This window comes from Planomicrobium sp. MB-3u-38, from assembly GCF_002836425.1.
Taxonomy (GTDB): Bacteria; Bacillota; Bacilli; order Bacillales_A; family Planococcaceae; genus Planococcus; species Planococcus okeanokoites.
The window spans coordinates 1-25,095 of sequence record NZ_PJBO01000065.1; the positions used below are offsets into that span (position 1 = coordinate 1).

Annotated in this window: 15 protein-coding genes; 5 read left to right on the plus strand and 10 right to left on the minus strand. The window is 45.6% G+C overall.

All coding sequences use genetic code 11. The features are described 5' to 3' along the window. The 6 genes from CXF70_RS13680 to CXF70_RS13705 form a co-directional block, all read right to left on the minus strand. Window positions 1-580 (minus strand): NAD-dependent epimerase/dehydratase family protein (locus tag CXF70_RS13680; protein WP_101803141.1); only part of this gene is annotated, 580 nt, incomplete at its 3' end. A gap of 5 nt (window positions 581-585) precedes the next feature. Further along, window positions 586-1,176, minus strand: a complete 591-nt coding sequence (locus CXF70_RS13685) for a sugar transferase (protein WP_101803142.1) — start codon at window positions 1,174-1,176, stop codon at window positions 586-588. A 43-nt stretch (window positions 1,177-1,219) separates the two neighbouring features. After that, entirely contained in the window at window positions 1,220-3,055 is a 1,836-nt protein-coding gene (locus CXF70_RS13690; RefSeq protein ID WP_101803143.1) for a nucleoside-diphosphate sugar epimerase/dehydratase, read from the minus strand. Between the two features lie 226 nt (window positions 3,056-3,281). Next, window positions 3,282-4,049, minus strand: a complete 768-nt coding sequence (locus tag CXF70_RS13695) for a tyrosine-protein phosphatase (protein ID WP_101803144.1) — start codon at window positions 4,047-4,049, stop codon at window positions 3,282-3,284. Between the two features lie 315 nt (window positions 4,050-4,364). After that, window positions 4,365-5,066 carry a CpsD/CapB family tyrosine-protein kinase gene (locus tag CXF70_RS13700; protein WP_101803145.1) on the minus strand — a complete coding sequence of 234 codons (702 nt, stop codon included), beginning with the start codon at window positions 5,064-5,066 and terminating at the stop codon, window positions 4,365-4,367. Window positions 5,067-5,069: 3 nt separating this feature from the next. Continuing rightward, complete coding sequence (locus tag CXF70_RS13705) at window positions 5,070-5,798, minus strand: YveK family protein (RefSeq protein ID WP_101803146.1); 729 nt, start codon at window positions 5,796-5,798, stop codon at window positions 5,070-5,072. Between the two features lie 213 nt (window positions 5,799-6,011). Here CXF70_RS13705 and CXF70_RS13710 point away from each other — a divergent pair, with 213 nt between their 5' ends. Both CXF70_RS13710 and CXF70_RS13715 read left to right on the plus strand, forming a co-directional pair. Continuing rightward, window positions 6,012-6,755, plus strand: coding sequence for an SGNH/GDSL hydrolase family protein (locus CXF70_RS13710; protein ID WP_101803147.1), 744 nt, complete (start codon window positions 6,012-6,014; stop codon window positions 6,753-6,755). A 15-nt stretch (window positions 6,756-6,770) separates the two neighbouring features. After that, window positions 6,771-7,688 carry an LCP family glycopolymer transferase gene (locus CXF70_RS13715; protein WP_101803148.1) on the plus strand — a complete coding sequence of 306 codons (918 nt, stop codon included), beginning with the start codon at window positions 6,771-6,773 and terminating at the stop codon, window positions 7,686-7,688. A 483-nt stretch (window positions 7,689-8,171) separates the two neighbouring features. On the opposite strand, the gene CXF70_RS13720 is transcribed toward CXF70_RS13715, so the two are convergent. Further along, complete coding sequence (locus CXF70_RS13720) at window positions 8,172-8,414, minus strand: hypothetical protein (protein WP_101803149.1); 243 nt, start codon at window positions 8,412-8,414, stop codon at window positions 8,172-8,174. A gap of 301 nt (window positions 8,415-8,715) precedes the next feature. Here CXF70_RS13720 and CXF70_RS13725 point away from each other — a divergent pair, with 301 nt between their 5' ends. The 3 genes from CXF70_RS13725 to CXF70_RS13735 all read left to right on the plus strand — a co-directional run bounded on the left by CXF70_RS13725 (window position 8,716) and on the right by CXF70_RS13735 (window position 15,066). Then, complete coding sequence (locus CXF70_RS13725) at window positions 8,716-11,397, plus strand: CDP-glycerol glycerophosphotransferase family protein (RefSeq protein ID WP_101803150.1); 2,682 nt, start codon at window positions 8,716-8,718, stop codon at window positions 11,395-11,397. An 832-nt stretch (window positions 11,398-12,229) separates the two neighbouring features. After that, window positions 12,230-12,955 (plus strand): C40 family peptidase, encoded by a 726-nt coding sequence (locus CXF70_RS13730; protein WP_101803151.1) that lies wholly within the window; start codon window positions 12,230-12,232, stop codon window positions 12,953-12,955. A 191-nt stretch (window positions 12,956-13,146) separates the two neighbouring features. Next, entirely contained in the window at window positions 13,147-15,066 is a 1,920-nt protein-coding gene (locus CXF70_RS13735; RefSeq protein ID WP_158241202.1) for an FAD-dependent oxidoreductase, read from the plus strand. A 1,115-nt stretch (window positions 15,067-16,181) separates the two neighbouring features. On the opposite strand, the gene CXF70_RS13740 is transcribed toward CXF70_RS13735, so the two are convergent. From CXF70_RS13740 to CXF70_RS13750, 3 genes are all read right to left on the minus strand, one after another. After that, complete coding sequence (locus CXF70_RS13740; RefSeq protein ID WP_101803153.1) at window positions 16,182-17,201, minus strand: acyltransferase; 1,020 nt, start codon at window positions 17,199-17,201, stop codon at window positions 16,182-16,184. Window positions 17,202-17,323: 122 nt separating this feature from the next. After that, a complete protein-coding gene (locus CXF70_RS13745) occupies window positions 17,324-18,706 on the minus strand; it encodes a S1C family serine protease (RefSeq protein WP_145990734.1) in 1,383 nt (460 codons plus the stop codon). 665 nt (window positions 18,707-19,371) lie between these two features. Beyond that, window positions 19,372-23,643 carry a S8 family serine peptidase gene (locus CXF70_RS13750; RefSeq protein ID WP_369916946.1) on the minus strand — a complete coding sequence of 1,424 codons (4,272 nt, stop codon included), beginning with the start codon at window positions 23,641-23,643 and terminating at the stop codon, window positions 19,372-19,374. Window positions 23,644-25,095: the final 1,452 nt, after the last annotated feature.

Consider the following 25,095-nt stretch of genomic DNA (forward strand, 5'->3'; position numbering starts at 1 on the left):
TATCCGAAAGATGATCCACAAAAATCATACTTCTTTTGTTATCAATCTTAGGAAAAACAGGTATCTTTCTTGCTAACTTACTGAGAGAATTGTAATTGCCTGGACAATTAGGTCCGTAAATCATAGGTATTCTTAAAATAGAAATATTAAAATTTGAAGATTGTAGTTCTTCCAAAAGTCCTTCTGCTTCAAGTTTACTTTTACCATAGTTAGAAGTGGGATTAGGTTCTGTCTCTCTTGATATTATAGTGTCTTCACCAATCTTACCTATAAGTCCATATACCGCCATAGTACTTAAGAAGACAAAAGACTTAACTCCTTCTTTCTTAGCTTTCAAAGCAAGCTGATAAGTCAAATCTCTGTTAACTTTATAATATATATTCTTATTCTCTGCAGTTTCTTTTTTATGAACAATACCAGCGACATGGTAAATAGCATCGTATAGTGAAAAGTCTTTTTGCTCCCAGGCATTATCCCGAACCGAAACAAAGTCAATTCCCCATCCTTTATTTAATTCAGTAATACGTTTAGCAAATTGTGTTCCAGCATAGCTATTCTGCCCCGTCACTAAAATTTTCATAATAATTATGCACCTCTTTTTCCCTCTTTAACCCCATCACTCTTCAAAACACTAAACACAGTCTTCACAAATATCTCCGAATCCAACACTGGACTTTTCTTCTCAACATACTCTCCATCAATTTTCGCCTTTATTTCAATCGGCAGTTCATCTCTCCCACTAATCTGCGCCAAGCCAGTCAATCCTGGCAGAACATCATTCGCCTTATACTTATCACGCTCTGCAATCAGATCATACTGATTCCATAACGCCGGCCGTGGTCCAATGATGCTCATTTCCCCTTTAAGAATATTAATCAATTGAGGAAGTTCGTCCATACTTGTTTTTCGAAGGAATTTGCCTACCCGTGTTATGTATGCATCAGGTTTATCTAGTAAGTGGGTAGGCATATCATTTGGCGCATCGATTTTCATGGTTCTGAACTTCAGTATATTGAATTCCTTCTTGTCCTTGCCGATACGTCTTTGTTTAAAAAGTATCGGACCCGGAGAATCCAGTTTGATGACTATACATAATAGAAGAAAAACAATCGATAACCCTATAATAATTGCTAAAGATAATGAGAAATCGATGATTCTTTTTATAACCGAGAACATCCTTTGTTCCCCTTTCATTTTTCAATATCTTCATAAAATGAATTTAAACAGTAGTGACAAGAGATTTCCTGGATTCAACATTCTTCCTATTAGCCAACCCAATCAGTACTTCCTTAACTTCTTCGTTACTCATCTCATGCAGCTTTTCCATCAACAACATTAACTCAAGCTCCGCAGCCGGATTCGCTTTTCCGATATAAATCTTCGGAAACACCATTTCACTCTGAATCTCATCTTCGTTTAACAACTCTTCAAAAAGCTTTTCACCAGGACGAATACCCGTTTCTTTAATCGGTATATCTAACTCTGTATATCCAGATAAACGGATTAAATTACGCGCAAGATCAACTATCTTTACGGGTTCACCCATATCCAATACGAAGACTTCTCCGCCTTCTGCTAACGTGCCTGCCTGGATTACTAGACGGGATGCTTCTGGAATTGTCATGAAATAGCGGGTCATTTTGCTATCGGTAATAGTAACAGGGCCGCCTGCTGCAATCTGTTTCTTGAAGAGCGGTATAACCGAACCACGAGAACCAAGTACATTGCCGAATCTAACAGCTGCAAATTTTGTATCGCTTCGCTTCGCTAGATTCTGTACAAGCATTTCTGCAAAACGCTTAGTCGCTCCCATTACATTCGGCGGGTTAACGGCTTTATCAGTAGAAACCATTACGAAGTTTTTCACACCGCTGATATGAGCTGCATCCGCAACGTTCTTCGTGCCGAAGATATTGTTCTTGACAGCTTCCATCGGATTCCCTTCCATTAAAGGAACATGTTTATGCGCTGCTGCATGATAAACTACATCTGGCTTGTACTGTTCCATAATGGATAACATTCTGTCTCTATCCTGTACGTCAGCAATAATCGGAATAATTTCAGTATCAGGAGTCAGCTTTTTGCGCAATTCCATATCAATCAGGTAAATAGAGTTTTCACCATGTCCGAGAAGAAGAAGCTTCTTCGGACCAAAGCGCATAATCTGTCTGGAGATTTCCGAACCGATTGATCCGCCTGCTCCGGTTACGAGAATCGTTTTACCCGTTAACTGGTTTGCAATTTTGTTCATATCAAGCTGCACTTCATCGCGCCCGAGAAGATCTTCGATTTTGACGTCGTGCATATCTGTTACAGAGACTTTCCCCGTCATGATGTCTTCAATCATTGGAATAGTCTGTGTGTGGATCCCTGTATCGACGCATCGCTTCATGAGTTCAGCGCTTTCCTGTCTGCTCATGGAAGGAATCGCTACAATGATCCGCTCGATTTCATTGTCTTTAACAATTTCTTCGATAGAATCGGTACCTGAGTTCGCTACGCGGATGCCATGGATTTCATACCCATGCTTTTTGACGTCATCATCTAAATAGAGGACAGGGACCAAACCGTTTTCAGGATTGGTCAATAATTGTCTTGCTACCATCTGGCCTGCTTGGCCGGCTCCGATGATCATGGTTGGCTTTAAATCGCCAGTTTTTACACGATACTTCGAATCCCTGAAAATTCTCCAGGACAAACGAGATCCTCCGATCAATAATAAATGAAGCATCCATGTGATTGCCAAAGCGCGCCATAATACTTCACCTTTGAAAAGAAATTGGACTATACCCACAGCAAGAATTGAAAAGCCTACAGCTTTAAAAATCAGCTTCAATTCGCCGATTGAAGCATATTCCCATACTTTACGGTAAAGACCGAAATAAGTGGCAAAAGCGTGATGGGCTGCAAAAATCGTAATAGCGCTTGCTATCAGGAAAGGCCTTTCGAAGGGATTGACCAGCGGGTGGAGGAGGAAATAACCGATAAAAATAGAGAAAAAGACAATTAATGAGTCCACCACAGCGAGTAATGATGTTCGGTTTTTCAAAGACATACAATCGCTCTTTTCTGTTATGAAATAATATTTTTTTGCATAAACAGTGAATATATAACAAAAACTTAGTTTATAGTAACACGACTATTATCCTAAGTCACTGTCGAATTGTGTCGATTGTGTTGGAAAAACAGTAGAATAGGCTGAAAACGCTAGACATTTTCAGTCTTTCAAAAAAATTCATCAGAATATAGGTCTAAAGACCATATAATTACTAAAAGTTATTTCAAGAAAATATTTTCCACCATTTCCCTTTTTGAACAGTTTGCGGCTCCAGCACATGAAGGTTTTCATTAAGCAGTATCCGATCGTTGTTCTCAAGGAAGATATCGACAAATTCATGCAGGTTCTTTTTCTCCAACAGATCCAGTCCGGCATTAAAATGGAAGGGACGTTGATCGATGCTGTGCACATCCGATCCATACACGTGGACCAAATTAGCTTCGATGAGATCAAAAGCTGTTTTCTGAATCGCTTTACCAAAATGGCCGGATACAGAACCAGCCGTCACTTGCGCCATTGCCCCGTGAAGCAACAGACGATTCAGTCGTTCAGGTTTCTCGATGATGCCCTGGTTGCGTTCGACATGCGCAATGACCGGTACATAATTGCGGGTGATCAATTGCTGGATGATCGGTACGGTATAGCCCGGCACTCCTGAAGAAGGCAATTCTAAAAGTACATAACGCGACTCAGCCATCGTTAATGCTTTGCCTTCATCTAGTAGATCAGGCAGTTTTTCTGTTAAGCGGCATTCCTGTCCACTGTAGATTTTAAGAGGGATGTTTTGTTCAGCTAAATAACTTCGCGTATTTTCAAGCTGTAATTTTAGTTTATCCAAATCCGTTTTAAAGTTTGGGTGGTAGGCGTGAGGAGTCGCTATAATACCTGTAAGCTGTTCATCCACAGCTTTTTGCAGCAAAGCCTTTGTTTCATCCATGTTCTGTGCGCCATCATCCAGTCCTGAAAGTATATGAGCGTGCGTATCGATCACTCGGTGTTCCTCCTTAAATATGCGGTTTTGACTACCCCAAGCGTATAAGTGCAGTTTCACTTGCTCTTTGGGTGTCGCTTTTTCGGTTCCCAGCGTCACTCAAGGAGTTGTCCCTTCGTGACGACTCCTTGGTGTCACTGTGACGCCTAAAGTAGAGAAAGGTTCTCCCACTCTCTTTCTTTTTATACGAGCTGTGGAAAAATGAGTTTCTTCTATAATAAACTAGTTACATTGTACGAATTTTTAATTTTAAAAGTTTTTACCAACTTTTTCCTTAATCATTCCAAAAGAAAGAGTAAAAAGAGTCGCCTCTTTTTACTCCGTTGCGCCGTAATATTGATAATAGCTGCTGTCTTTTGGAAGTTCGAAGTTGTTTAACACAGCACCGATTATCCGGCTATTCGAAGATTCAATCGCTTCTTTCGCTTTTAATGCCATTTCTTTCTCTGTACCGCCTGAGTTGATTACAAGAATCGTTCCTTCGCATTTATTGGAAAGGATTTGACCATCCGTAACTGATAGAACTGGCGGTGCATCAAAGATGACCAGATCGTACATCCCTGTCAATTGGCGAATTAACGCATCCATCGATTTCGATGACAGCAATTCTGCCGGGTTCGGTGGAATCGGTCCACACGTTAGTAAGTCCAAACGTTCCACCGCAGTCGGGCGGATCGCTTCTTCTGCTGTTGTCTGTCTTGTTAATACACTGGATAACCCCGTTGTATTCCCTGTATGGAATGTGTAATGGGTTGTCGGTTTCCGCATGTCGCCGTCGACCAGAAGAACTTTCTTGCCTTCTTGCGCAAAAACCACTGCCAGGTTTGCCGACGTTGTCGACTTCCCTTCTGATGGAGCCGCTGAAGTTACGACCATTGTACGGATATCAGCATCCGGTGATGAGAACGTAATGTTCGTACGAAGTGTACGGAATTGTTCAGCTACATATGAACGGGGTGTCGTGTGTGCGATGAGTTTACGTGCTGTTTGCTGGAGAACTTTTTTCTTTCTGGCCATCTCTTACCCCGCCCTTCTTCTTGATGTCGTTTTATTGTCCGGTCCAAGTTCCGCTTTTTCAACAATCGGTGAAATAACACCAAGTAGCGGCAGTCCAAGAACATCTTCAATATCCTGTTGGTCTTTCATCGATGTATCCAAATACTCTAATAGGAATGCAATTCCGACTCCAAGCATTAATCCGACTACTCCAGCGATTGCCATGTTCAGCATCGGATTCGGTGCTACCGGTGAAGGATTTTCTTTCATTACAGCTGGCGATAGAATCGTGACGTTATCGACATTCATCAATTCCTGGATGTCGTTTTCAAATACAGAAGCCGTCGTATTGGCAATCTCCACTGCCATCGCCGGATCTTCGTCCTGCACAGTAATGTTAACTATTTGTGATTGGTCGGCGTTGCTGACGGTAATTTTACTAGTCAACTGATCTGTTGTCATATCCAAGTTCATTTCTTCAACTACTTGATCGAGAATTGCCGGGCTCTTGATGATTCCGGAATATGTATTGATCAATTGCAAATCGGTTTGGATGTTCTGGTTCGTCAATTGGCCGGTTTCAGCAGGGCTCTGGTTGACGAGGATTTCTGTCGAAGTCTGGTAGACAGGCGTTAGGACAAGGAATGAGATGACTCCGGCAATCGTGATTGCCAGGATTGTCAGCAGCGCAATTAGGCCGAGACGCTTGCGGATCGTCTTGAAGAGATCCTGTAAACTGATAGTTTCTTCCATTTAGGTGGTAGCTCCTTTAAGGTCTTTTTTAAACAACTTATGCTAGTATAGCATAATCCGTGACTATGTTAACTTCAAAATTATAAAAGATTTCTAGGCTAATAGAAGGATTTATGCTATCTTTAGTTTTATATATAGTGTATTGGGGAAGGAGCATTCATTGTTTTGAAAAAACTTAGCATTGGACTATCTATACTGTTATGTGGAATAATCTTGATTTTTAGTTATGCGTCCTGGAAAGAGAAATTGGCTTCTGCCGGCAAACCTGCCGAGCAGGCAATTGCAGCCGCTCCAGCGGAAGAAACTGAAGAAGACGTTGAAGCGGTATCTGAAGAAACAACTGATATCGACTTGGAAAGCTTGACTGCTTCGATGGACCCGCAAGTTCAGGAAGTGTTCTTAAATAGGAAAGAACAAGGCGAAAAGGTTCAATTCCTGATCATCGGCTCTGAAGCGATGAACGACGGTGAACCAGGATATGCTTCGCTACTGACTGATGCGTTGGAAAGTTCCTACGCCGGTTTAGTTGAAACGGAAGTCATGTCGTTCGACGGGACTTCTGAAGAGTTTTTAATGAGCGCGCCGGAACTTGCGGCAGGTTATGACGTCGTATTGATGGAACCTTTTACGTTGAAGAATAACGGACGAGTGGAAATAGAGACGGAACATGTGCATATCCAGAACGTGTTCGGTGAGATCTTAAGTGTTGAAAGCGACGCTGAGCTGGTCTTGCACCCGCCGCAGCCGATCTACGGCGCCCAGTTCTACCAGACACAGGTAACTGCCTTGGAACAATTTGCTGAGATGCGTGATTATGCATATATCAATCATTGGGAACAATGGCCTTCTACAGAAGATTTGACATTAAAGGATTATTTAACAGAAGACAGCAACCCCAATAATAGAGGTGCCGATACGTGGGCAGATGCTTTAATCGCTTATTTCACCGGCAGCTAACGGAGGACAAACAACATGAGAAGAAGCCAACAAAAGGCTAAGAAGAAAAAATGGCCGTGGATCGTCGGGATTTTAGGACTGATCGTAATTGGTGTCGGAATTTACCTGTTCAGTATTTATAACAGCTTCACGAACACGATGGATGAAATCCACGAACCGCTTGATCGCCCTATTTCAGATATGCGCGTCGATGAAGTGAAGTTAGATGAGAAAGATCCCTTCTCTGTCCTGCTCCTTGGAGTGGATGAACGTGAAGGAGATCGCGGCCGTTCGGATACGATGGTCGTGTTGACGGTCAACCCGGAAGACAAGACGACGAAGATGGTTTCAATTCCGCGTGATACCTATACAGAGATCATTGGACGCGGCACGATGGATAAGATCAACCACGCTTATGCATTCGGCGGTATTGAAATGTCGATGGCAACAGTTGAGAATCTTCTTGATATCCCAATCGACTATGTCGTGCAGGTTAATATGGAAGGCTTTAAAGATATCGTCGATGCCGTTGACGGCGTAACTGTCAACAGCCCGATGGCATTTGATGGCTATTCGGCTGGTGAGATCCACTTGAATGGCGATGAAGCTTTAGGTTACGTTCGTATGCGTAAAGAAGACCCTCGAGGAGATTTCGGCCGCCAGGATCGCCAGAAGCAAGTGATTCAAGGGATCATGCGTGAAGGCGCTTCGGTTAACAGCCTGGTGAACTATAAAGACATCTTTACGGCACTCGGCAACAACGTCCGTACGAATATGGAGTTCAGCGAAATGATGGAAGTCCAGAAGAATTACCGCGACGCTGTCGGACAAGTTGACCAGATCATCGTTGAAGATGGTTATGGCGAAACGATTGATGGCATTTGGTACTATATGATGGATGACAATGAGTTGGCCGAGATCAAGTCGACTTTGAAAGATCATTTGAATATGTAACTATGAGACTGCAGGAAGCTCGCGAGAGCTCCTGTGGTTTTTTAAATGCTGGATCTTTTTAATCGATATTCCGCAAAATAGCTTCGCTTTCCTGGGGGCTTGCACTGAGCTAACTCGTGCTCGTTCCACTTCACCCGAGTGGATCTCAGCACTTCGCTCGAAACGGAGTTGGAAACCCAACTCCGTTTCTACTCCCCTGGGAGTCTCGCTGTTTTGCTCCATATCTTGGTGTCTACATTAATAGAAAGGTCGGCTGGGTGGTACAAGTAATACTTGTATCACCTTTTTTGGTTTATTTTGTTGGTGGGATTAAGATATTCGTCGGAGCCACCATTGTTCTTTAATTGTGGCTCTGCCTTTTTTCGTCCCAGGGAAAGCCACAATTTTACCGTAAATTGTGACTTTCCTTGGGCGGCGACATATTTCCCTTCTCACAAAAAACTGCCCCAGTCTTCTTCCATGACTTTGGGCAGTTTTGGCATTCTATTGCGCCGCGCGCAGATTGTTATACGTGGTCATTACTTTTTTTTTAATATTCTTGTGCTTGAGCGGACGCAGATTGTATTCATAGATGAAGTGCAGCACGGCTCTGCGCGGGATGTCCAGCTCTCTTGCTGTGACAGAAGGTCCTTCGTCCCTGACGATATAGTACTCATAAATAACGTCTTTTATAGTTTTATTATATTCATTTTCCAGTTTTTCTATGTACTCCTGGTAGGGGTGCATAATCCTCATCCCGCTTTCTGGTTATTTTTGAGTATGGGCATTAGGTCCTTTTCCTATCTCTTGAATTAAGTATAACGTCTTATAGTCTATTTGACTAGTCTTTTTAGCATATAAATTAAATAGATTTTTGATTTAATGCTCTCTTATTGATATCGAATTGTCTGGTGATTAATTGGAAACCGCGCCACTGCTGAATTTTTCCATTTTTATTAATGGAAACCTTTTTGATTTCGGCGTTTTTGGTTTATAGTAAGTAATATGAATTTACGACTGAGCAAAATGGTTATAGGGAGAGGTATTTGTGATAGGATCCAGAACGTTGAGAAAGCTGCGAAATTATATAATCAAACGGGTCGAAGCTGAAAAACATTATTTGACGGACACGCACCTGGTGTTCGAATTTCGATTGACCAATTTTCTGTTAATCCGCAAGGTCCATGCAGAGTTTTGGAATAACGACGAGCACCTGCCGGTTGAGTACGAATTGACCAAACGCGACAAGCTCAAAATCTTAATCCCGCTGAACTATTTGGACCGCATCGAGACCGGTGCCAAAGTGAAGATTTTCATCAACAAGCAGTCGGTATGGCTGACAGAACATGCTTCTTATAAGGAAGGCGATTTCAACGAGAGCCTCATGGTCAACGAGCGATACCTGACAACGCGCGTCAAGAAGACGCTGACAATCAGCAATCGCTTTTCCGAATTCCGTTTCACAGGCAGCGAAGTACCTGTTGCCGTTTCTGATTCGGGTTATGACAAGCTGTATCTATCGTGGAAAGACGCCGAGCTGGAGAACGGCGCAGAAGTGAAACTGTACGCTTTTAAGAATCGGCAGTTTAAAATCCTCAATGGCGTTTATGATGAGAGCTCCGGCCTCATGGTCATCGAAGATTTCCTGGAGTTGACGCGCGGCATCTGGCGCCTCTTCATGGAAATTGACGGAGTGCTCCATCCCCTGCGCGCTGAAGCCAAGGACGTCGAGTCATTCACGACACTGCGCAATGAAATCTGGCCGGTGCGTCGCGGAAAAGCTTTCTATCTGGAAGTCCATCCGAATTTTGTGCGTCCGGAGCGCATCCAGATTGACAATTTCGAGGACCGCTATTTCCGCATCGCAGTTACACTGGCAGCGGAGGATGTCATGGATGAAGCGCATTACGCGCTGTTTATGGACACACCCAAAAGCGGCCGAAATTCGACCTATCCTTTAGAGATGATCGATGGCGCCTTGCAAGCAGTGATTCCATTAGCGGATTTACATGAGTCATTATTCTCGAAGCGCTTCTTTATCCTGCAGCAAAGCGATCAGCCGAAAGTGGCGCAGTTCATGCTCGATACCCATCAATTAAGGCAGACTGCGGTTCGGTTTAAAGTCATCACCAATTCGCAGCAGACGAAACTGCATTTCTATAAACGGAAAGACAAATCGCTGGGCATGAAGGTGTCGCTGCCGAAATTGCGACGCGCGGTCAATGATATCGACGGCTTCCGCTTGAACGGCTTTATCGGTTCGACGGATGAGTTCATCGATGCGACCGCCTACCTCCTGCTCGAAGACCGGGTGTCGCTGGAGTCGCGCCAGGTGCCGATCCAGGACAGATTTACAATCGATCTGGAAGAATGGAACCTCATCGGCTTGAAAAGTAAGGACAAAACAATCTTCGACTTTTTCGTCATCATTGAAAATTCCAGCGGCGAAGTAATCCGCAAAGAAAAGATCAAGTACCTGAAAGCCGATTACCGTAAAGACAATTACTACAGCCATAAAGTGCTGGGTGATGAAGAGCAAAACGAACATCATTTCATGATCACGACGACGCCTTTTGATAACTTGAAGATCGAAACATTCACCGTACCCGCCGATATTCGGATTCCAGCGGATGTTACCGCCAAAGACCCCAATGTCTGGCTGGTCGGCGAGCGCAGCAATACCGCACAGGACAACGGCATCGTGCTGTTCCACTGGCTCCGGGAGAATACGGATATCGAAGCCTATTACGTGATTGAAGAAGACAGCCTCGATTACGAGCCGATTCAGCACATGAAAAATGTGCTCGTCTTCGGTTCCCCGGAACATTTTGAAGTGGCGTTCCGTGCGGGTGTCTTATTGTGTACGCATGATATCGAAAACATCCTGCCGTATAAACCGGCAAGCGGCTTTTTCGGCTACGAGAACACGAAGAAAATCTTCCTGCAGCACGGTGTGCTCGGCCGTAAGAACGTCGAGTACCACAAGCGCAATTACGAGCTGCCGTTCGATCTGTTCATCGTCAGTTCGGAGCCGGAGAAAGAAGCCGTTGTTATGGAAGAAATGGGTTATTCCGATGAGGAAGTCGCTGTTACAGGACTGGCCCGTTTCGACCGCCTGGTGCAGAATAAAGAACCGCGTGACATCCTGCTGATGCCGACATGGCGCGACTGGATAAATACGGACGAAGCCTTTTTGGCCAGCGAGTATTATTTGGCCTATACGAATCTGATCCAGAACGAGAAATTATTGGGTTTGTTGGATGAGCATAATATCAATTTGTATTTCTACCCGCATTACCGGGCGCAGAATTATTTCCAGCACGGCATAAGCGATATGCATGAACGGATCAAGTTCATCCCGCTGGGTTCTGTGACGGTGCAGCGATTGCTAATCAGACACGCGTTGCTGATTACGGATTACAGCAGTGTCAGCTTCGACTTCACGCTGCTGAATAAGCCGGTCGTGTTCTACCATTTCGATGTGGACCGCTTCTTCCGCCGCGGCATCCTCCGTCCGATCGACGAGACGTTCATCGGCGGGATTGCTAGCCATGAAGAGGAATTGGTGAGCATCATCGAAGACCGCATCCTGCACGACTTCGCTAATTTCGATATCGATATATCCGGCATCATCAAGTATCAGGACCAGGATAATTGCAGACGGATCTATGAGAGTGTGCGGGTGTTGCTTGAAGGTAAGCAGGTTGTGGTTGATGGTGAGTTGAGTTAATGATTTTGAAGAGCCCTCTTGAGAGGGCTTTTTTCTTGTTATATAACGTTTAACTTCTATAATCATTACGTTTCAGATGGACGCTTTCCGCGGGGAGCGGCCTGAGCCTCCTCATCCGCTTCGCTCCTTGCGGAGACTCAGGACACGCTCTGGATCCCGCAGGAGTCGACATCTGATACTTCATTCTGATTATTTTTAACAAGTAGGAACCTCTTCTTCACTCGAAACAAACTTTAAAAATTATTCAATGTAGAAAGTGATAGAAGATATGAAGCAAAACAGCGAAGACTCCCAGGGGATTAGAACCAGAGTTGGCCGGCCACCTCTGGTTCGAGCGAAGTGCTGAGATCCACTCAGACGAAATGGAACGAGTCTGAGTTAGCTCAGTGCAAGCCCCCAGGAAAGCGCAGCTGTTTTGCGCAATATCGTTTATCCATCATTATTAACTGCATCAAGATCCTCATAAGAGGATCTTTTTTTATTCGCATATAGCAAACTCACGCTATCACAAGATATTCACATACCTATTCAGTACTTTCCTGTAATAGTAATATTACAGCCAAGCACCTCTTGTATAACTTCCTGGGTTTTTGGTAATGCGGCTATAGACGCTAATATGCGGCGGTTGTAAGAGCGGCTGCGGATGCGGAGCGAATTGCAAATTATCGTGAAATATAAATGTAATGTTATTGCAATAGAACTGACGTTGTATTAATTCCCCCTGCTCATTATAGTAAGAACAGATCAAAAAACTAACATCAATTATAAATCGATATTAAACCTACATCTGGCAACCAGACACGGACATCAAACATACGATTGGGGAATAATAATGAGAAAACTTATCTTTACTTTATTCGCGAGCACGATGATCTTTTCTGGAACGATTTCAGCAGCAAGCGCACACACGTCAACACCAACTTTCAATCCATCTTCTGAACAGGTTCAGCAAGTATCAGCTGCAAAAGCGACTGCTAAATCCGGAACATTCGTTTTAAAATACAACTCCAACGTCCGCGTTGATGCGGGTGTCCACAATAAACGCATCTTTACAGCTAAAAAAGGGACTAAAGTGACTGCCACCCACCAAAAGAAATACGGCAGCCAAGTCTGGTATAAAGTGAATGTAAACGGCAAAACAGGCTGGATCTTGAGCACATTGATGTCCGCTTCGACTTCTAAAGTATCAGCGGCCTCCACTTCCGTTTCAACTTCCGGCATCGTTTCGACTGCCATGTCGCTTCGCGGCATCCCGTACAAATTCGGCGGCACGACTACAGCCGGCTTTGACTGCAGCGGATTCACGCAATATGTCTTCAAGAAAAACGGTAAGAACCTGACACGCACGACGTTGACGCAATTTGCTGAAACGGATAAAGTGACTTCGCCTAAAGTTGGCGACCTTGTCTTCTTCGCCAACACATACCGTCCGGGCATCTCTCACGTCGGGATCTACATCGGCAACAACCAGTTCGTCCACTCCGGCGGCGCGAAAGCGGAAGTCAGAAGCTTGAGCGATTCTTACTGGGGCCCGAAATTCCACAGCTTCAGACGCTAAGTCAATAAAGTATATCTGCAAGGTGAGGCACCCATTCAATTGGGTGCCTTTTTTATTTGCCGTCAAGTTGTTAATTAATTATTAACTTTGGGAGATTTTTTACAAATGAATTGGAAATCATAGTATACTTATTCCTTAGTAGGCTTTATCAAAAATAGACAATTTTAGAGATACATAGGGGGAGTTTTACGTTGAAGAAGACCATCATTATCGCGTTTCTGGCATTCGTGCTGGGGATAGGCATCACGACGGCCTATTATTATTTCAAAGACAACAGCGGCGGCCAGAGTGCGGCCGGTCCGACGACAGAACAGAAAACCCTGGTTGAACAATATCAGCCTGCGGAAGAGATTCCGGAGATTGCGGAAGAATATGATGTAGTCGTCATCGGCGGCGAGCCGGAAGGTGTGGCTGCTGCAGTTTCGGCTGCGCGCAACGGTTCTTCGGTGCTGCTGGTCGAGCATCGTCCGGGACTTGGCGGCTTGATGACATACGGCATGCTGAACTTCATTGACATGGTGCAGGGCATCGGCGGCGAAAGCGCGGTTGCCGGGATTTTCAAGGAATGGCACCAGCTGGTCGGCGGCGGCAGTTCTTACGATATCGAGCTGGCCAAAGCGGCGTTCCTGAAGCTGGTTGAAGATGAAGAAAATATCACATTGGCGCTCGAAACCGACTTTACTTCGGCGATTGTCGAGAACGGTACGGTGACAGGCGCTGAACTTGAAAATAAAAACGGCAATTTCACGGTAAACGGCAAACGTTTTATTGACGCAACGCAAGACGCCAATTTTGCAGCGGATGCAGGTGTTCCCTTCAATGTTGGCGGCGAGGATATCAACTTAAAGAATCGTTTGATGTCGGTGACGCCGATGATCCATTTGACGGGGCTTGATTGGGACGGCGTAAAGAAAGCCGCTGACGATGAAGTTTTCGGTTATGGCGAGGTGACGCCGATTGTGGCATGGGGCTTCGGCGACTTGCATACGACGTATCCGGCGGTCGAAGAAAATACACGCTTGCGCGGATTGAACCTGGTCCGTGTGCCGGGTTCGGATGGCGCTGAAGATCAATATTACATCAACGCATTGCAGGTTTTCGGCGTTGATGGTTTGGACGAAGCATCCAAAGCGGAAGGTCTGGAACGCGGTATCCGCGAAACGGAACATATCGTGAAGTGGCTGCGCGAAAACTTCCCAGGCTTTGAAAATGCGGAAATCGCCAGCTTCCCGGACGAAATGTATATCCGTGAAACCCGCCACATGAAGGCAGAATACATCCTGCAGATGTCCGATATCTGGACGAACGCGGACCACTGGGACAGCATCGGCTTCGGCGGCTATCCGGTCGACGTTCAGGCGACGTCTCCAAACGATTACGGTTATGTGTTATCGAGCCCGGTGCAGTATTCGGTACCGTTCCGCTCCCTGGTACCGCTTGAAATTGACAACATCCTGGTTGTCAGCCGCTCCGCGGGTTATTCATCACTAGCTGCCGGCAGTGCTCGCATCATTCCTACAGGAATGGCCGCTGCTGAAGCCGGCGGTGCTGCCGCTGCTCAGTCGATCGAAGCGGACATGAACTTCCGCGAGCTGTCGAAAAACGAAGAGGCAATCGAACAATTGCGTACGACATTGGCTGACCAAGGCGCGAAAGTCGAGCACTTCGATATCGACTACCCTTACGAAGGCGAATGGTTCGACGGCGCGGTCCAGTACCTGATGGACTTCGGCCTCGCATTCGGCGGCTATGACAACGACCTCCAAGTCGACAAGCCGCAAGGGGCTCTCGGCTTCCTGAAAACTCTCGGCACAGGCCTCGTCCATACCGACGACCGCCTGAATGAACAATACGGCGACAAGTTAGCTGAAATCACAGCAGGCGTCACATCTGCTGAGGAAATGCTGACGCGTGAAGCTGCGGGTACTTATTTGGTGGAAGCGTTCAGTGATGAAACTGTTAGTGATGCTCCGTGGGATCAGGCCTTCGAACTTGGCCTGATGGACGAAACGATCCACAGCCGTTTAGACAGCGAGCGCGAATTGACGCGTGCTGAGGGTTATTATTTGTTGTATAGCGTGTTAGTGAATTTGAATGAAGAGCTTGAGTAAAGAAAAACCGATATTCCGCAAAACAGCTCCGCTTTCCTGGTGGCTTGCGCTGAGCTAACTCGGACTCGTTCCACTTCGCCCGAGTGGATCTCAGCACTTCGCTTAGTCACCTGGGAGTCTTCGCTGTTTTGCTCCATATCTCAGAGAGTGCATTGGTATATAAACTGATGAGAGACACAGCTTAAAATCTGTGTCTCTTTTTTTGTGGATGGTTTTAGTAGTGGGTTGAGTTGTCGTATAGATGGACGTTGGTGACGTATAGACTTATTTGTGTATCGTATAGAATGAATTTGCTGACATATAGCGATGAGTTAGTGACGTATAGCGGATTTTACTTAACGTGCCGACTTTTAAAGAGGGTTTCTCCTAAAGAAAAGTACATCTGAATGGAAAGCAGTCCGCCCGCGGACTGCCCAGTGGGCGGCGATTGCCGCCCGATCTTTGCCAATAGTGGGTTGACTCGCATTGGTGGATTTCTATCTTATGATTTTGGCTGGCTTTCTTATGATTTTGCATTTCTATCTTACGTTTTTCGAGTTTTATCTTACGGTTTGCAATTCTTATCTCACGAACGCATCTCTTCAACGGCTCTCACCCAAGAGTAAAGTGCACTCGAATGGAAAGCAGTCCGCCCGCGGACTGCCCAGTGGGCGGCGGTGGCCGCCCGATCATTCTAAGAATGGGCTGACTCGCAGAGGTGAAGTTCTATCTTATGATTTTGGCTGGCTATCTTATGAATTTGTATTTCTATCTTACGTTTTTCGAGTTTTATCTTACGGTTTTCAACTCTTATCTCACGAACGCATCTTTTCAACATCTCTCACCAGAGAGAAAAGGGCATTCATTATGGAAAGCAGTCCGCCCGCGGACTGCCCAGTGGGCGGCGGTTGCCGCCCGATCAATTCAGAGAGTGGGTTGACTCGCATAGGTGCAGTTCTATCTTATGATTTTGGCTGGCTATCTTATGATTTCACGTTTCTATCTTACGTTTTTAGAGTTTTATCTTACGGTTTGGGATTCTTATCTCACGAACACATACTCTTCCTACTCTCACCCAAGAGAAAAGTGCATTCATATGGAAAGCAGTCCGCCCGCAAAAAAACACACCACCCCTCTCAAGGAATGATGTGCTTCGCGCCTGGTACTTTCTTGAGTGCCCAAACGATCAGGAATGAGATTGTAAAGATCAGCACCCACACGACTGGCACGCCCACTATCGGATTCACCATGGTTTCATTGATGCCGAAGAATTTATTTAAATAAAACTGCACTAATGGGTGGATCACGTAGATGCCGAGGGTGGCGAGGCTCAGCTGGGTGATGAGCTGGTTCGGCTTGATGCGCGGCCCGAGATGCTGGAATAAGGCGAATACGAAGATGCTGATGACGATTTGGGTCGGGCGGTAATGCTCGTAATAGAATTCGTCGAGTTCGCCGTTTTTGACAGTCAGGTTATGCGTGCCGTAGACGGTCGCCAGATAGGCGATGAAGGACAGGCCAAGCAGCGGCCAAATTGCTTTTTTCGGGAGCGGATAGCGCACGAGATAAGCCCCTAACAGGAAATAGCCGATATAAGGCTGGAACAAGCCGGCGACGAGGGCCGGTTCGAAGCCGTACATTTTCTGCACGAATGGCAGGATGCCGGAGAAAAAGAACCAGATGCCGAGAAAATAGAGAAAGGTTTTCTGGTCCATGTTCTTGACGAGTATTTTCAGGAACGGCGCCATGATGTAGAGGCCGATGATGACGTACATGAACCATAAATGGTAGTAGACATCGTCTGTCAGAAACAGCACTACCATTTCCCACGCCGTGAACGATTCGCCTTGCTCAAATACTTTATAGGCGATGTAGACGCCGCTCCAAAACAGGAGCGGAATGATGACTTTGGTCAGCCGCCGTTTGAGGAATTCGCCGATGGGGTCTTCCCGTTTCAGGTTGAGCAGCAGCGCGCCGCTCAGCATGAAGAAGACCGGCACACACCAGCGCAGGGCGGAGTCGATCCAGTTGGCGAGCTGCCATTCCCATTCGCTGGCGTCGCCGGTATTGATGATTTTTGAAACCACGTGGACGCCGACTACCGTGAAAATCGCCAGCACCCGCAGCCAGTCCATATAATCATAACGTTTTGCCATAGTGGACTCCTTCAATGAGATTAAAATTTTTATTCGAGTTTATTGCAATATTCCCTCAGCAATAAAGGCTGAAACTCCGCATAAAAAGAAGCGCCGGAAGGCATCGTGCCCCGGCGCTGGTTTTATTGTTCCTGATTATTGATCGCTGAGATCTGGTAATCGCCGAATCGGTCGATGACGATGGTGTAGATGACCGCGTGGCTGATAGAGACGAGTTTATCGTCTTCCTGGTCGTGGAACGTGAATGTCGCGTTGGCTGTAATGTAGGCTTCTTTTTCACCGATTTCAACATCCGTGATGATCGGCTCTACCGCCTGGAACACGCGCTGCTCGCCTTTCAACCCTTCAACCATTTCGGTGCCGGCCATTTCGCCCTGGCTGCCTGGCAGCAGGAAGAATTGATAGAACGTGACTTCGTCGTCATTGAGTGAATATGGAACCAGTTCATAAAAATCCGAGATGAATCCGCGCAGCGCTTCTTCTTCAAAGCTGACATCCGGAACTTCCGGCTGCCATGCGTCGCTGTCGGCTGGCAGCGGATTTGCTGCCCATTCCTGCAACTGGTCGTTGACTGTGTAAATCGGAATCGAGTAGCCGATATCCGGGTTGTCAGTCAGAACGATCGAGTTGATGCCGAGGATCTTGCCGGTTTCCGCTGAAATCAATGGTCCACCGCTCGATCCCTGTTTGATCTTCGCGGTCATTTCATATAGATCGTCGTATTTATAGCCATCGAAGAAGTCCATCCCAGTAGCGGTGATTTCGCCTTCTGTCGATGTATTATTGATGTTTTCCGGACTGCCGAGCGCGAACACTTTCGTTCCCGCCGACACCGGTGACAATTCCATTTCCATCGGCGCTTTGCCTGCAATTTCAGGCACGCGGATCAAAGCGATGTCCGACGTTCTGGAAAAGCCGATGACCTGGCCATTGAATTCCTGGCCGTTGCTGTTTTTAACGGTTACGTATTGTGAGTCTTTGACGACATGCGCGTTGGTAAGGATATCGCCTTTATTGTTGAATAAAAACCCTGATCCCTGATCAAGATCGGTGTATAGCGTGTAAACGTACGATTTGGCATTGGCGATCATCGATGAAAGGTCAGGTTCCGGAACCACTACCATGCTGTCGTCCGGCTGTTCCACTTCTTCCACTGTTTCGTTCTTGATCGCGTCGCTGCTTTCTTCTGTGTCCGGGGCTTCTTCTTCCACTTCTGCTGTTTCTTCATCTTGTTCGGTCTGGTCCGTGACTGTGCCCGGTTCGATTGTCTCCGGCTCTTCTTCTTCTTTATCTATCGCGACGCTGACGCCGCCTCCACCTTGGTATTCACGCTCTGAGAAAGAGGTCTTTTCCAGTGATTCCGTTGCCTGCTGCTCTTCGGGACCGGCGATCATCAAGTAGACGCCTGCGCCCACTGCCGCCAAAAACAGAATCGTGACCAGCGTAATCAGCCAGTTCTTTTTCTTGGTTGTATTATTATTTCTATTGTCCATTCGTCTGTTCAATAAAATCAGCTCACTTTTTTTGATTCATTGCATCACTGCTCATTATATAGACGGATGAACCCTATGTATAGTTTCATTAAGATTGCAGAAATATTACCATTCTTACCTTTGACAGATATTATAGTATAGAAAGCCTATCACCTCTCTTTAGTCATTTCGCTCTAGCCGGACGCTTTCCGCAGGGAGCGGCCTAAGCCTCCTCATCCGCTGCGCTCCTTGCGGGGTCTCAGGACTCGCTCTAGGTCCTGCAGGAAAGACATTGACCGCAGCTTGCGAGGGCAATTCTTTGCGACGAAGCAGCGAAGCGATGCAGGAGCACATCTTTGCCCTTCGCCGGCTGACGCTGCATTTTAGTATGTTACAGGTAGAAGAGATGCTGTTCAAAATGAGGGCATAAAGTTTCTTGAATTACAGAAAGCAATCTGAGATATGAAGCAAAACAGCGGAGACTCCCAGAGGAACAGAAACGGAGTTGGCTTTCCAACTCCGTTTCGAGCGAAGTGCTGAGATCCACTCGGGCGAAGTGAAACGAGCACGAGTTAGCTCAGTACGAGCCCCAAGGAAAGCGGAGCTGTTTTGCGGAATATCGTTTAAAACATTTCTACCCACATCTAAACATAAGAAAAAAGCCGAGAGCATCCGCTCCCGGCTTTCCTCATTTTATTCTATTCCAGTTCCCCGTACATCAACTCAAGAGCACGGTAAACAACTACTGCTGTTTCGCCGCGTTTGATGTCATCTTTCGGAGCAAAGACGTTGTTGTTGCGTCCTGTCATCAAGCCAAGTGCATAAGCTTGTGAAACTGCTTCTTTTGCATAAGATGAAACTTTGCTTTGGTCTGCATATTTGTGTGAAAGATCAAGGCCTTCAAGAAGTGAAGCATCTTCGTATTCAACTGCGCGGATTACCATAACCGCAGTGTCCTGGCGAGAGATGTCAGTGTTCGGTTTGAACGTGCCATCTGGATTACCAAGTACGATTCCAACGCGCGCAGCCGCTTCGATGTATTGCGCAGCCCAATGCTTAGCTGATACATCTGTGAATGTTCCTTCGTAGTCCTCAACCGGAAGGTCAAGTGTACGAACTAGAAGCGTTGCATACTCAGCGCGAGTAAGGTCTGCTTCTGGAGCGAATAGGTCAGCTGTTTTACCTTGGATGATTCCAAGTGTTGCAAGAGCTTCAATTTGTTCTTGAGCCCAGTGCCCTTGGATATCAGCAAATGTTACAACTTCCGCTTCGCCTTTGAAGATTGAGAATTCAACTGCTGCTTCGTTTCCAGCTACATCGACTACTGTTACTACATAGTCGTTTTGGCCTTCATCAAGAACAGGCACAGTGAATGTGATGTCTTCGTCGAACGCATACATGCCGTATGGCTCTGTGATCACTTTACGGAATACTTCAGAACCGTCAACATAAACTGCGATTTCGTCGAAGTTATCTTGTACGTTTACTGTTACTTCCGCTTCTTCTGTTGCAAGGTCAACCGATTCAGGAGCTTCTGTAACTTCTACTGTTGGAGCAGTTGTATCAACCAGAACCTGGCGTTGGATTTCCATTTCGTTGTCGAACTCATCAACCGCTTTGACTTTGATCGGGTGTACGCCATCTGCCAAAGTGATTGTGTGTTCGAAGTTCACGCCATCAAATGTGTCAACTTCTTCACCGTTTACTGTTACAGAGACAACGTTTGAAGCGTCTTCAACTGTACCAGCAACCGTTACTTCATTCGAATCAAGGTATTCCATAACTTCAGGTGTTTCGATGAAGATTACTGGATGTGTTGATTCTTCAGCTGTAACGCGCAATTCAACTTCAGTTGCGTTGCCTGCTACATCATAGAATACAGCTACCAATTCATCTGTTTTCTTAACATCTGCAGTTACTGCAAATTGAGTTGTTGAAGGAGCCAATGACTCATCTTCATCTTCAGTTGTTGCATCTTCAGTGATTTCTTCGCCGTTCAAGTAAACTTCCCAGCGGTCTGCGCCAGTGTTGTCAGTGAACGATGAAACTTCAACTGTTTTCGTTGCAGCGTTGTAAGTTGCTGCTGCTTCAGGAGCTACCGTATCCACCGTGATCGGGAATTCGATTGACTGCCATTCAGCATCAGGGAAATCAATTACAGCGCGAAGCTGGATTTGATAGTCGCCGTCTGCAACCACTTTACCGCGGGCTTTACCGTCCCAAGCGAAATCAGGGTTGTATGTGTACGAAGCTGTACCATCATAATGCTTAACGAGGTTGTCAGCTGTACGGATCGTGCGGATTACTGTACCCGCTTCGTTCAGGATATTCACTTCGAATTCCTTCGCGTTACGGATCAATGAATAAACAGGGATTACCGAGTCAACCGATCCGTCACCGTTTGGTGAGAATGCGAATTTCTCTAGGTCATAACCATCAAGGTGTGTTCCGCCGTTAAGGATGTTGCCATCGCCATCAGCAAGAAGAGTCATACCGTAATAAGTCATAACTTCGTTCCAAGCAAAGTAGTCAAAGATTCTTGCATCGTCCCACTCGCCGTTGAAGCCGAAGTAAGGAACAACTAGAGAAGTGTTGCCAGTGATTTCTTCATTTACGTCAGTCAAAGTGACAAAGCCGTCAACGAAGAATCCGTTTTTGTAGAATGCGTCAAGTTCAGTGCTGACATCAGAGATATCAACAGTTACCGGGATTTCAACAGAACCGTTAGCAGGAACTGTTACAGTTTCCGGAGCTGCAATTGAAGCATCTTCAGTGATTACAAGTGAACCGTACTCATTTGGAATAGTTACGAAGTAATCGCCAGCGTTAACTGGAGTATCAACTTGTACTGCTACGTCAACCACGTATTCAGCTGCTTCATCAGAGAAGTTCTCTGCTGTCAAAGTGAATGTGTATTGATCGTTCGCGATTTCTTTCAAAGCAACTTTCGCTTCGCCAGTCGCTTTATTCGTTACCATTACATCAGTTGAAAGTGCATCGTGCAATTGCATCAGACCAGCACCTTGACGGCGAGGAGATACGAATTCACCTTCAGCAAGTTCAACAGGGTTAGCTGTGTTCATCATCAAGTTTTTCGCGAATTGAACGCGGTCAGCGCCTGACAATCCGAATTCTGCGTCAACTCGTTGGTAAACAAGTGCAGTACCGCCAGCTACGTGTGGAGCCGCCATAGACGTTCCGCTCATCAGGCCGTACTCATCGTTGTTCAATGTAGAGAAGATGTTTCCGCCCGGAGCAGTGATTTCAGGTTTGAAATCAAGGTTCGGAGTTGGACCCCATGAAGTGAAGTCACTCATAAGACCCGAGTTCGGGTTTGGTGTTTCAACGTTATCGCCTTCGAAAGATACAGTAACTGTGTTTCCTGCATCGATTTCCGCTTTCATCGCCAGTCCATCAGCCTGCAATGTAGACATGTATGGAATTTTGATAGCTGCGTCAGAAGCCATGTTGATCGTGCCAGTTGTGTTGTTGTATACGATAACACCAGCAGCGCCAGCCGCTTGTGCATTCAAGCCTTTTTCAACGAAAGCAATTTCGCCGCGTGAAATAAGAGCGAATTTACCAGTGAAATCTTTTCCTTCAAAATCAGCCGGGTTACCGAAACCTGCGAACTCAACTTCATACGAAGCGTTCGGCAATTCGATCGGGTCAGCGTCATTTGCAAGAAGGTACATTACTTGTCCAGCTTCTTCACCATTTACATGGTAATTAAAGCCGTAGCCAGTAACGATCGTGTTTTCGAATGATGCTACACCGAATGAATCTTCAGATACACTTGGTGAACCAGTCAAACCGTAATCCTGGTTCTCTGCGTACGGATACCAAGTACCAGATCCGAACATATCAGAGTTACCAGCAGAGATTGCTACAAGGATTCCGTTTTCAGTTGAACGTTCAACTGCCATTTGCTCAGGGTTAGTTGAATCAACATACCCAGCAGTGGATCCCAGAGACATATTGATGACATCTGCGCCAAGTTTGATGGAATCATCAATTGCTTTAACGTAGATATCGCCGTATGTTGAAGCGAAGTTCGGGTCGTTGCCGAAAACTTTCAAAGCCAATAATTGTGTTTCAGGAGCTACACCTTTAAGGCCAGGGTTTTCAGCATCCTCATCACCATTTGCGCCTACTGTACCGGCAACGTGCATACCGTGCATAGAAGCATCTGGTCCAAGGTCAAGGATCTGGTTGTTATTGTCCATGTAGTTCCAACCGAATGGAACTTTTGCAGTGAAGTATTCACCGTGTTCAATAGAACCGTCAGCAAGCAATGCCTGCACTTCGTCTTTCGTGATGTCTCCAGTAGAGTCATCAGTCAAAACCATGTCTTTGTGGGAAGGATCGATACCAGTGTCGATGACACCAACAACCATTCCTTCACCTTTGTAGCCGTAATCGCCCCAAGCTTGTTGCGCTTGAACCAATTCTTTAGAGTATTTCATTTCAGGCTGTACAGAAGGACGTGTGTATTCAGTCGCTTCGTATACTTTCTTAACGCCTGCAGTGTTCGCGATTTTTTCAACTTGTCCAGCTGCTACATTAGCAGAGAAACCGTTGAAAACAGTCGTGAAGTTTTCAAGATATGTAACGCTTGGCGCAGCCATTTTCACAGCCGACTGGACAGACGCCTGATCAGATTCTACAGCCGCTTCCAGACTTGCTTTTTCTGACTCAGGAAGATCTTTATACAGAACTCCTTTTTGAGTCGCCGTTTCGATTGTTGGAGCTTTTTCAAGTTCCACAATCACACGGACTGTTTTGGATGGATCTTCCGGGTTCACGAATTTTTCCGGTACTTTAATAGCTGGTTTTTCAGCATTCAAAGTCGGAAGGTCCGATACGGACTTGGTCGTCGCCGCGGATACGCCGGTCAAACCGAAGACAGCAGAGCTGAGCGTCATCATTACGACTAACATCGTAACTAACGCTGTTTTAAACTTCTTCAATGTTTTTCCCCCTTTTATTGGTTTAGAATTGTGCAATTATTCCTAATTGCATAACACTATTAATTTACCATAAATTTTCAATATTGCAAACGTATTCTTAATATTTTTTTGAATATTTGGCGATTTTGTTGTGAAATTGGGTTTAGGGATGGGTGGTGGTACGGGGTATTTGGAGTTGCAAGAAATTTAGGATGGTAGGTTATAAGATGAAGGTTTGGTGACGTATAGACGGGAGTTGATGTCGTATAGAATGTTTTTGTTGTCGTATAGATAGAAGATGGTGACGGATAACGAGTTTTACTTAATGTGACGATTTTTGATGTGGGTTTTTCCGAAAGAAAAGTGCATGGGAATGAAAAGCAGTTATATAAATAAATAAGTAATTTTTAGAAATCGATATTCCGCAAAACAGCTTCGCTTTCCTGGCTGCTTGCACTGAGCTAACTCGTACTTGCTTCGCTTCGTCCGAGTGGATCTCAGCACTTCGCCTAGTCGCCTGGGAGTCTTCGCTGTTTTGCTACATATCTCAGATAGTTCAGTAATAAGATAAGTGTGGAGTGACGCAGTTCGAAATTTGCGTCGCTCTTTTTTTGGATAGCTTAGGCGGAAGGAGTGGGATAGGCGGCAATTGGGTTGGCTCTAATGGGTGAAGTTCTATCTTATGGTTTTGACTGGGTGTCTTATGATTTTGCATTTTTATCTTACGTTTTTAGAGTTTTATCTTACGGTTTTCGGTTTTCATCTCACGAACGCACCTCTCCTCAGGTTCTCACCAGAAGAAAAGTGCACTCAAATGGAAAGCAGTCCGCTCGCGGACTGCCCAGTGGGCGGCAACCGCCGCCCGATCCAATAATGAAGTGGGTTTACTCTCATAGGTGGAGTTCTATCTTATGATTTTGGCCCGCTATCTTATGTTTTAGCATTTCTTTCTTACGGTTTTCGAATTCTATCTTACAGTTTTCGGTTTTCATCTCACGAACACATCTCTCCTCCGCCTCTCACCAGAAGAAAAGTGCATTCATATGGAAAGCAGTCCGCCCGCGGACTGACCAGTGGGCGGCACTCGCCGCCCGATCCATTCATGAAGTGGGTTAACTCTCATAGGTGAAGTTCTATCTTATGATTTTGGGCGTCTATCTTATAATTTCACATTTCTATCTTACGGTTTCCGAGTTTTATCTTACGGTTTTCGGTTTCATCTCACGAACGCATCTCTCCTCCGCCTTTCACCAGAAGAAAAGTGCATTCATATGGAAAGCAGTCCGCTGACTGCCACACACCCATAATTTTTCTTCTATATAAATAGAAACTTTCCCAACTTAAAGCGTTCCTCACTAACTCACTTCCCACCCTCCCAAAATATTTCCCGGGAAATAAGATGCCAACTAAATCTTCACCCCATCTTACCCTTGACTTTACATATTATTTACAGAAGAATATAAATAGATAAAA

What these genes read in the sequence shown, in the direction of transcription:
- CXF70_RS13685 (WP_101803142.1), bottom strand. Translation starts at nt 1,176, where the DNA reads ATGTTCTCGGTTATAAAAAGAATCATCGATTTCTCATTATCTTTAGCA.
- CXF70_RS13690 (WP_101803143.1), bottom strand. Translation starts at nt 3,055, where the DNA reads ATGTCTTTGAAAAACCGAACATCATTACTCGCTGTGGTGGACTCATTA.
- CXF70_RS13700 (WP_101803145.1), bottom strand. Translation starts at nt 5,066, where the DNA reads ATGGCCAGAAAGAAAAAAGTTCTCCAGCAAACAGCACGTAAACTCATC.
- CXF70_RS13705 (WP_101803146.1), bottom strand. Translation starts at nt 5,798, where the DNA reads ATGGAAGAAACTATCAGTTTACAGGATCTCTTCAAGACGATCCGCAAG.
- CXF70_RS13715 (WP_101803148.1), top strand. Translation starts at nt 6,771, where the DNA reads ATGAGAAGAAGCCAACAAAAGGCTAAGAAGAAAAAATGGCCGTGGATC.
- CXF70_RS13720 (WP_101803149.1), bottom strand. Translation starts at nt 8,414, where the DNA reads ATGCACCCCTACCAGGAGTACATAGAAAAACTGGAAAATGAATATAAT.
- CXF70_RS13730 (WP_101803151.1), top strand. Translation starts at nt 12,230, where the DNA reads ATGAGAAAACTTATCTTTACTTTATTCGCGAGCACGATGATCTTTTCT.
- CXF70_RS13740 (WP_101803153.1), bottom strand. Translation starts at nt 17,201, where the DNA reads ATGGCAAAACGTTATGATTATATGGACTGGCTGCGGGTGCTGGCGATT.